5 protein-coding genes are annotated in these 10,490 nt (G+C 64.6%); all 5 read left to right on the top strand.

What is annotated here, in order from left to right; all coding sequences use genetic code 11:
• Positions 1-47: 47 nt before the first annotated feature.
• The gene (gene dnaG, locus B2W70_RS00355) at positions 48-2,147 is read left to right on the top strand and encodes a DNA primase (RefSeq protein WP_286741928.1); all 2,100 of its coding nucleotides are present in this window, start codon (positions 48-50) and stop codon (positions 2,145-2,147) included.
• 270 nt (positions 2,148-2,417) lie between these two features.
• Entirely contained in the window at positions 2,418-4,655 is a 2,238-nt protein-coding gene (rpoD, locus tag B2W70_RS00350) for an RNA polymerase sigma factor RpoD (RefSeq protein ID WP_286741927.1), read from the top strand.
• 128 nt (positions 4,656-4,783) lie between these two features.
• A complete protein-coding gene (locus tag B2W70_RS00345; protein WP_286741926.1) occupies positions 4,784-5,722 on the top strand; it encodes an adenylate/guanylate cyclase domain-containing protein in 939 nt (312 codons plus the stop codon).
• Positions 5,723-5,801: 79 nt separating this feature from the next.
• Positions 5,802-9,452: a PAS domain S-box protein gene (locus tag B2W70_RS00340; protein WP_349677420.1), complete on the top strand. Its 3,651-nt coding sequence runs from the start codon at positions 5,802-5,804 to the stop codon at positions 9,450-9,452.
• Positions 9,449-10,490 (top strand): ferrochelatase (hemH, locus tag B2W70_RS00335; protein WP_286741924.1); only part of this gene is annotated, 1,042 nt, incomplete at its 3' end. The genes B2W70_RS00340 and hemH, both read left to right, overlap by 4 nt.

The following is a 10,490-nucleotide window of genomic DNA, read 5'->3' as shown; positions in this document are numbered from 1 at the left end:
GAGCCCCGACTGCCCCCCCCCCCTGTCGCCGCACACAGCCCCTCGCCGTGATCCCACCTTCATTCATCCAGGACCTGCTGGCCCGCACCGACATCGCCGATGTCGTGGGTCGCTACGTCACATTGAAAAAGGCCGGCATCAACTTCAAAGGCCTGTGCCCCTTCCACGGCGAAAAATCACCGTCCTTCATCGTCAGCCCCTCGCGGCAGACCTATCACTGCTTCGGCTGCGGCGTGCATGGCAACGCCGTGGGCTTCCTGATGGAGTATGGCGGGCTGGGCTTTGTCGACGCGGTCAAGGACCTGGCCCAGATGCAGGGCATGCCGGTGCCAGACGACAACCTGCGGCCCGAGGACAGGGAGCGACAAAAGCAGGCCAAGGCCAAACAACTGGTGCTGACCGATGTGCTCGCCCAAGCCGGCAAACACTGGAAGCAGCAACTCAAGAAAACCCCGCGCGCCGTGGCCTACCTGAAGGGACGCGGGTTGACGGGCGAAATCGCAGCACGCTTCGGCCTGGGCTACGCCCCAGACAGCTGGCGCGGCCTGGCCAGCGCCTTCCCCAGCTACGACGACCCCTTGCTGGTCGAGTCGGGTCTGGTGATCGCGCACGATGCCAACGAGGGCGAGAGCGAGGGCAAGCGCTACGACCGCTTCCGTGACCGCATCATGTTCCCGATCCGCAACCCGCAAGGCGAGGTCATCGGCTTCGGTGGTCGGGTGCTGGACAAGGGCGAGCCCAAGTACCTCAACTCACCCGAGACGCCAGTATTCAGCAAAGGGCGCGAGCTCTACGGCTTGTTCGAAGGCCGTGCTGCCCTGCGCAACAAGGGCTACGCACTGGTCACCGAAGGCTACATGGACGTGGTCGCGCTGGCGCAATGGGGCTTTGGCAACGCCGTGGCCACTTTGGGCACCGCCTGCTCGCAGGAGCACGTTCAAAAGCTGTTTCGCTTCACCGAGCAGATCGTTTTCAGCTTCGATGGCGACGCCGCCGGACGCCGGGCCGCCGGGCGGGCGCTTGAAGCCGCCCTGCCCTTCGCCACCGACACCCGGCGCATCAGCTTCCTGTTTTTGCCTGCGGAGCATGACCCGGACAGCTACATCCGGGAGTTCGGTCCGCAGGCCTTCGAGGCTTGCGTCAAAAAAGCCGTGCCGCTGTCGCGCCAGCTGCTGGAGCACGCCGGCGCGGAATGCGATCAGGACAGCGCCGAAGGCCGCGCCCGCCTGATGACGCAGGCCATCCCGCTCATTGCCTTGCTGCCAGAAGGCGCCTTGCGGGGCCTGATCGCCGACGAACTCGCCCAGGTCGCCAAGGCGTCGACCGATGACGTGCGTCGTCGGCTGCAGGCCCACCTCGAAAAGGCGGCATCAGGCGCTGGCGGAGACAGGGGGCACGAGCGAAACGGCCAGCGTGCCAGTGCCGCCACGAGCCCCGACGACGGCCCGTTCTTCGGCAACGAGCCCCCGGCATTCGAGCCGGACTTTGGCAGCCAGGAGCCTTTCTGGGATGGCGGCAACTCCTTCGACCAGGGTCAGGGCTCACGCGGGCAAAGCAGCGAGCGAGGTCGCGGCGACTGGAAGGGCCGAAACGGGCGAGGCAACTGGCGCAACGAGGGCGGACGGTGGCAAAGTCGCGGTCGAGCCACGCCGCCCCGCCCCCTGCCACGAGCCGCCACCTCGCTGGATCGCATCGCCTGGGTGCTGGTCTGCAGCAGCGGCACCTGGGAGCAACTGCCCACCAGCGCGCACGACATCCTGTGCGATCAGCCCAGCCCTTACGGCCCCTTTTTCAGGTGGCTGGACCGGCTGGTGCTCGACCAGGGCGCCGTGGCTGGGCCCGATTTGCTGCAAGGCATGAAGCAAACCGATGGGCAAGCCGACGAGGCGGGGGCTGACAAGCCCTTGTCCACGCTGGCCGAGCGCATCACGCGCCTGCATGATTTCGGCTCCGCCGCAGAACACAGCCTGAACGACCTCCTGTCGCTCATCCGCCCCCTGGAGCTCGAAGCCTTGCGCGAGGAGCTCGACATGCTGCTGCAGGCGGGTGAGTTGTCCGAAGCGGCGGAGGCACGCAAGCTCGAACTCGTGCGCCTGACGCGTGACCTCAAGCTTGAAATCAGCCAGCAAAGGCCCATTTCTGCGTGAAGAGCCCTCCAGGCGGCGAAATTTGACATCCGGCGCCGCTTGCGACGCCATGGTCTTGCGCGATAATGGAGGGTTCGACGAGGACCGTCCAGCGCAAGATCGCAGGGCGGCTGCTTGCCAGCCTTTCGCATGGCCCACACGGCCCACCTGCGGCGCGAATGACGCGCCCACCAGCGCCATGGCGCATTTCACCCGTGTGGCCCTGTGGCAGGATGGGGCCCTTGTCCGCCTCTCAGCCTCTCATTCAGAGCATCTCTTTCGAGGAAGCGCATGACCGCGAAAAAAGCCGCCAAGACCGGTGTGAAGACTGCCGAAGCAGACGTCAACGAAAAGAAAGCCACCAAGGCACGCGCCTCCTCCAAGGCCCAGGACGCCGAAACCGCAGTCGAAGCCGTGGCAGCCGAGCCCAAAAAGCGTGGCCGCAAGCCCAAGGCTGCAGCCGAAACCGCCAAGGCCGAACCCGCACGCAAAGCCTCGTTTGACGAGGACGACGTGGGCGACATCGAAGCCGACATCGAGGCCGACCTCGACCAGACCGAGGCCGAAGCCAGCGACGACTCCGGCGCCAGCGAAGGCAAGGCCAAGGCCAAGCCCCTGCGCATGAAGGTCTCGCGCGCCAAAGAGCGCGCCCTGATGCGTGAATTCGGCATCGACGAAACCGCCCTGTCCGAAGAGGAAGTCGCCAAGCGCCGCCAGGAGCTCAAGACCCTCATCAAGATGGGCAAGACCCGTGGTTTCCTGACCCACCAGGAAATCAACGACCACTTGCCTGAAAAGCTGGTCGAGGCCGAAATCCTCGAGGCCATCATCTCCATGTTGAACGACATGGGCGTGGCCGTGTACGAGCAAGCGCCTGATGCCGCCACGCTGCTGATCTCCGGCAGCGCGCAAACGCAAGCCACCGAAGAAGAAGCCGAAGAAGCCGCCGAAGCCGCCCTGTCCACCGTCGACTCCGAATTCGGCCGCACGACCGACCCGGTGCGCATGTACATGCGCGAAATGGGCACCGTCGAGCTGCTGACCCGCGAAGGCGAAATCGAAATCGCCAAGCGCATCGAAGGTGGCCTGCAGGCCATGATGCTGGCCATCTCGGCCTCGCCCACCACCATCGCTGAAATCCTCGGCCTGGCCGACAAGATCCGCGCCGCCGAGATGACCATCTCCGAGGTGGTCGATGGCTTCGTCGCTGCCGACGAGGCCGACGACTACGTGGCCGAAGAAGACTTCGACGAATTCGACGAAGAAGACGACGACGACGGCAACGGTGGCTCCAAGGCCCTGAGCAAGAAGCTCGAAGAGATGAAGAACCAGGCCCTGGCCAAGTTCGACTCCCTTCGCGTGAACTTCGACAAGATGGCCAAGGCCTTCGAGAAGGACGGCTACAAGTCCGCGCCTTACAACAAGGCCCAGGAAGCCATCAGCCAGGAGCTGATGACCATCCGCTTCACCGTCAAGATCATCGAACGCCTGTGCGACGTGCTGCGCTCGCAGGTCGATGACGTGCGCCGCTACGAACGCGAGCTGCGCAAGATCGTGGTCGACCGCTGCGGCATGCCGCAAGACCACTTCATCAAGGTCTTCCCGCCCAACATCCTGAACCTGGAGTGGGCCGTCAAGGAAGCGCAATCCGGCAAGAGCTACTCCGCCGTGATGACCCGCAGCCTGCCCGCCATCCAGGAATTGCAGCAAAAGCTGATCGACCTGCAGGCCAAGGCCGTCGTGCCCATTGATGATCTCAAGGAGATCAACAAGCGCATGAACAACGGCGAAAAAGCCAGCCGCGACGCCAAGAAGGAAATGATCGAGGCCAACCTTCGCCTGGTCATCTCGATCGCGAAGAAGTACACCAACCGCGGCCTGCAGTTCCTCGACCTGATCCAGGAAGGCAACATCGGCCTGATGAAGGCGGTGGACAAGTTCGAATACCGCCGTGGCTACAAGTTCTCGACCTACGCCACGTGGTGGATCCGTCAGGCCATCACCCGCTCGATCGCCGACCAGGCCCGCACCATCCGCATCCCGGTTCACATGATCGAGACGATCAACAAGATGAACCGCATCTCGCGTCAGCACCTGCAGGAATTCGGCTTCGAGCCCGATGCCCCCACGCTGGCCGAGAAGATGGAGATGCCCGAGGACAAGATCCGCAAGATCATGAAGATCGCCAAAGAGCCGATCTCCATGGAAACGCCGATCGGGGACGACGACGACAGCCACCTGGGCGACTTCATCGAGGACACCAACAACACCGCGCCGATCGAAGCCGCCATGCAGGCTGGCCTGCGCGACGTGGTCAAGGACATCCTCGACAGCCTGACCCCGAGGGAAGCCAAGGTGCTGCGCATGCGTTTCGGCATCGAGATGAGCACGGACCACACGCTGGAAGAAGTCGGCAAGCAGTTCGACGTCACCCGCGAGCGCATCCGCCAGATCGAGGCCAAGGCCATCCGCAAGCTCAAGCACCCGAGCCGAAGCGACAAGCTCAGGACCTACCTGGACAACCTCTGATCCCCTGGCGGATTTCAGACACCGAACCCGGCCTTGTGCCGGGTTTTTTCATGCAAGCGCTGCAATTTGCCACCAAACTGCGTGCAATTCATCACGCTGCACGGGCCTGAATCCGCCAAGATACGAGCATGGGCACGACCAAGGAACGCGCCATCCTGTTTGCCGACCTGCGCGGCAGCACATCGCTTTACCTCAAGCTGGGCAATGCGCAGGCGGCGCAAGTCGTCACGCAGAGCCTGACTTTGCTGGGCGATCGCATCACGCGCCAGGGCGGCCGGGTGGTCAAGACACTGGGTGACGGGTTGATGGCCGTCTTCGAGCACGCCGAGCCTGCGGTCGAAGCGTCCGTCAGCCTCCACGAGGCACTGGAGCAATTGCGTCCGGCCGGTGAAGGCGTGCCCCTGCGCAGCGGCGCCATCAAACTGAAAGTGGCCATTGCCTGGGGCGAGATGGTCGAGGTCGATGGCGACTGCTTTGGCGACGCCGTCAACGTCGCGGCGCGCCTGCTTGACCTGGCGGGTGACAACGAGACCCTGACCACCGGCCCCTTGCTGCGCGAGTTGCCATCTGATCAGCAGGAACGTTTTCGCAGCATCGACAAGCTGCACCTGCGCGGACGCAAGGAGCCCGTGCCCGTCTTGCGCATGGACAGCCGGCGTTTTGGCGACTCTGATGCCCTGTCAACGGCCATCATGGACGCGCCCGAAACCGACGTGCCAGACGGCATCCGGCTGAGCTGGCTGAGCACCGAGCGTGTGTTCTCGACCGCCCAGATGCCCGTGATCCTGGGCCGCAGTCCACAAGCCTCGTTCTGCGTGAGCGATTCACGGGTTTCGCGCTCGCATGCGCGCATCGAGTCGCACAGCGGACACATCTACCTCAGCGACCTGAGTTACAACGGAACCCACATCCGCTTCGACCGGGACGATCAGGTGCTCACGCTGAGACGTGGCACCTGCACCCTGCACGGCAGCGGGGTCATCAGCCTGGGCGCGTCTCCCTCCGACCCGACCAGCACCCAGATCCGATTCGACATCCTGAGCTTTTCGGACACCTTGCCTCAGTGATGCCCATCAGGCTGAGCACGCGACGCGTGGGCTAGAGTGGGGGGATGGAATTCGCGACAAAGCCCTGCCGTTTTTCTGCATGACCACGCCCCTGCCCTCTGTGCACGACGCCGAGCCTTCGACCTTGATGCAAGCCGTGCGAGGGGCGATCCAGGCCAACGAGGCGGCTTTCGCTGCCCTGGCTCGCTTGCTTGCCCATGGCAGTCACGGGCTGTGCTCTGGCCTGTTCTTGCTGGACGGACCCAACGCTTGGCCGGTGACGCCAGCCTCTGGTCGCGCGGGCCCGCTTCCTCGTGCTCGCATGATCCTGCCGCCGTTGACACTGCCGGCTTCGCTGCTCGCGATCCCAGACGTGGCCCACGACCCGGGTGGATCTGCCATCGCGGCCAGCACACCTCGACAAAGTGGTCCGAAGGCGCTTGCAAGCGTGCCGTGGCATGCCCGTGGGCAGGTCATCGGCGTGGTGTCGATTTGGTCCAGCGCACCGACGCCCTGGTCGCCCCAGCAACTCGCTGTGCTGCAAGATGTCAGCGAAGCGGCATCTCAACTGCTGCAACGCCACCTCGAAGCCGAGAGCGCGCGGCTCAGCGAGGAGCGTGTTCGCACGGCATCGACAGCAGGCAGCGACTGGCTTTGGGAAACCGACGCCAACGGGCTCCTGCAATGGGTGTCAGCGGGTCTGCTTCACCACACCGGCATCGACCCAGCGACCCAGATCGGCGTGTCGGCACCCGGGGTGCTCATCCCTCGCAACGACGACACCCGAGACAACTGGCAGCGCTACCTGCGGGCCCGCGAGCGTCATGAGCCTTTTCAGGACCTGATCGGTGACCGGCTGACGCCCAGGGGCCGCATCGTGGTGAGCATCAGCGGGCAACCGGTTTTTGATGCGACTGGGCGTTTTCAGGGCTACCGGGGCGCCAGCCGCAACATCACCCGCCAAATCGAGGCGGAACAGGCCGTCAGGCGTGCCGACCGGCTGCTGCGCCAGGCCATCGAGTCGTTCTCGACCAGCATCATGATCACCGACCCGAGTGGCCAGGTTGTCCTGGGCAATCGCCTTTGGCGGGAGCTCATTGGTGACGCGCAATCGGGTGAAGGCGACCGTTGGCCCGACATCGTTGCACGCATGGTCCATGCCGGTCACTACCCCGACTGCCAGCCAGGTCAGGAAGCGGCATTCATCGCCTGGCGGCTGAGCTTGCGTGGCACCGGCCAGCGCGCCGAGATGCGCTTCAAGGACCGCTGGTTGCTCATCCGCGATGACGCGCTGGAAGACGGCTGCACCGTGCACTTCGCGATGGACATCACGCGTTCGCACCAGGATGCGCAGTTGCTCAAGCAACAACAGCAAGCGCTTGAAGCCACCCAGGAAAGACTGAGCTCGGTGCTGCGTGCCTTGCCCGACCTCTGGTTCGTGATCGACGAGGACAACCGCTACATCGATGGGCACCTCGATCACCCTCAACTGGTCGGGCAGGCGGGACAGCTGATCGGACAAACGGTCGGGGCCATGTTGCCTGACGGCGTGGCGCGACTGCAGAGAGCCGCCGTCGATCGGGCGCGCCAGACCGGCCTGCCCCAGACCATCCAGTACGACCTGGAGATCACCCCTGGCGCCACACACCACTTCGAGGCCCGCGTCACCCCGATGACCGACGGTCAGGTGCTCTACCTGACCAGCGACATCACCGACCGCAAAGTGGGCGACGACAAACTGCGTGTCAGCGAGGAGCTTTACCGATCCGTTGCCGCAACCATACGCGATGGCTTGCTCATCGTGGACCTGCAGGGGCAAGTCGTTGCCATGAACCCGGCGGCCAGGCGCGTGCTGGGGCTTGAGGCGCAACAGGCCCACCACGAGTCATTGCAAGGTGACCTCGTGCAATTGCTCCAAGATGATCTGTGCACGCCCCTGCCTCGCGAGCGCTGGCCTTTGCAGGAAACCATCGACACGGGCGAGCGCATCGTCGATCGGATCGTGCCCGCGCGACGCGCAGACCGGGAGATCGTCTGGCTGCAGATGTCCAGCCACCTGCTGCGCCTCGACCCACAGCAGCCCCCGTTCGCAGCCATGGTCACCTTCCGTGACATCACCCAGGAACGGCTGGCCGTGCACGAACTCGCGTCGAGCGAGGAGCGCTGGAAGTTCGCCCTCGAAGGCGCAGGTGATGGCGTCTGGGACTGGGACATGGTCTCAGGCGTTGTCTACTACTCCAGCCGCTGGAAGCAGATGCTCGGCTTTCAGGACAGCGACATCGGCGACACCATCGAAGAGATCTTCTCGCGCATCCACCCCGAGGACCGCGACAAGGTGGCCCACAGCACCATGCAGTACATGACCGAGACCCGCTCGGTTCAAGAGGTGGAGTTCCGCCTGCGCCACCGCGACGGCCACTTCTTGCACATCCTCTCGCGCGGCAAGGTCGTGGCACGCTCGCACGACGGCATGCCCTCGCGCGTGGTCGGCACGCACTCCGACATCACCCGGCTGAAAGAGGCCGAAAACGCCCAACGCGCGCAGCAACTCGCCGAGGCGGCCAGCGCCTCCAAGAGCGAATTCCTCTCGCGCATGAGCCACGAGATCCGCACGCCACTCAACGCCATCACAGGATTTGCTCAACTGCTGCGCCTGCAAATGCAGACGGCGTCCACCGACATCGCGCAACGCAACTACGTCGACCAGATCCTGCATGCGGGCCGCCACCTCTCGGGCCTGGTCAACGACGTGCTCGACCTTCAGCAGGTCGAAGCCGGCGTGATGTCCCTTCGCCCGGAAGTGCTGCGCCTCGATGAAGAAGTGGTTCAGTGCCTGTCGATGCTCCTGCCCATGGCCGAGCAGCGCGAAATCGCCATGAGCAGCCACATCCCTACCGAAATCCATGTGCTGGCGGATCGGCAGCGCCTGAGACAAGTGCTGGTCAACATTGGCTCGAACGCCATCAAATACAACCAGCAAGGTGGTTTTGTGCGGGTCGAGGGGCGCGCCCTGCCGAACGCCGTGATCGAACTCGCGATCACGGACGCGGGTGCCGGCATGACGCCCGAGCAGCTCAACCGCCTGTTTCAGCCTTTTGAACGCCTCGGACGGGAGACATCCCATGTCGAAGGCACCGGTCTCGGGCTTATCATCACCCGCTCACTGATTGAGTCCATGGGAGGTCGCATGGAAATCGATAGTCGCCCCGGCAGTGGAACCCGGGTCAGCATCACCCTGCCACAGGCGCCCGCAGCCGTGGCCACGACCGAGGGTGCGCACTCAGACGATGGCATCCACACCGGTGGCGCCATCCCCACCGAATTGACCGTTTCTCCGCCCTCGCCTCCGCCTCAGACCCAGCGCCCCTTGCGCGTGCTGTACGTCGAGGACAACCGCATCAACGCCCTGCTGTTCGCCGAGGCCCTGCGCCCCCATGCACAGCTGGAGCTCGACATCGCCGAAGACGGTGACGTGGCCGTGAGCCTGTGCAACGACCGCCTGCCCGACGTGCTGGTGCTCGACGCCCACCTGCCCGGCATGTCCGGCTTCGAGGTGCTCGAAGCCCTGCGCCGCATCCCCGGGCTCGAGCAGGCCCCGGCGTACATGTGTTCGGCCGACGCCATGCCCGATGACATCGAGCGCGCCCGCGTGGCCGGCTTCACCGGCTACTGGACCAAACCCATCGACATCGTGGCAGTGACCACAGAGCTCTGCCAACTTGCCGAACGGGCCCACAATCCGGAGCCATGAGCTTCGCCAAAGAACCCGCCTTCCAACACGGCCAGACCCCACGCACCGGCGTGCTGCTGGTCAACCTGGGCACCCCGGACGAGCCCACACCCAAGGCCTTGCGCCGTTACCTGGGGCAGTTCCTGTGGGACGCACGCGTCGTCGAGATCCCCCGCGTACTTTGGTGGCCGATCCTGCACGGCATCATCTTGCGCGTGCGGCCCAAAAAGTCGGCCGCCAAATACGCCAGCATCTGGATGCCTCAGGGATCGCCCCTGCGCGTGTGGACCGAAAAGCAAACCACGCTGCTCGCCGGATTCCTGGGCCAGCACGGCCACCAGCTGCGCGTGCGCCATGCCATGCGCTATGGCCAGCCCAGTGTCTCCAGCCAGCTTGATGCGCTCAAGGCAGAGGGCGTGGACCGCGTGCTCGTCGTGCCCCTGTACCCGCAGTACTCGGGCGCAACCACCGCCAGCGTCATGGACGAGGTGTTCCGCTGGGGGCAGCAAACGCGGCGATTGCCCGAGCTGCGCCACGTCAATCATTTCCACGATGACGCCGACTACATCGCCAGCTTGGCCGAGTCGGTGCGAGAGCACTGGGCCCGGGAAGGTCGCCCTGACAAGCTCGTCATGAGCTTTCACGGCATGCCGCATCGCACCTTGCTGCTGGGCGACCCGTACCACTGCGAATGCCTGGTGACCGGGCGCTTGCTGGCCGAGGCATTGGGGCTCACGAAGGAGCAGTACGTCGTCACGTTCCAAAGCCGCTTCGGCAAGGCCAAATGGCTGCAGCCGTACACGGAGCCCACCTTGCGCGCCTTGGCCAAGGCCGGCACAAAGCGGGTCGATGTCATCTGCCCCGCATTTGTCGCCGATTGCATCGAAACGCTGGAGGAGATCGACATGGAGGCCCGAGAGGCCTTCCTCTCCAGTGGCGGGCAGGCCTTTCACTACATCCCGTGCCTGAACGACCGGCTGGACTGGATCCGCGCGCTCAGCCGCATCGTCGAGCAGCACCTGCAGGGCTGGCCGACCCAACTGGATCAGCAGCCCACCG

It is taken from the genome of Aquabacterium sp. UBA2148, from assembly GCF_002328915.1.
Classification (GTDB): Bacteria; Pseudomonadota; Gammaproteobacteria; order Burkholderiales; family Burkholderiaceae_C; genus Aquabacterium; species Aquabacterium parvum.
This window is presented reverse-complemented; position numbering and strand designations above follow the sequence as displayed.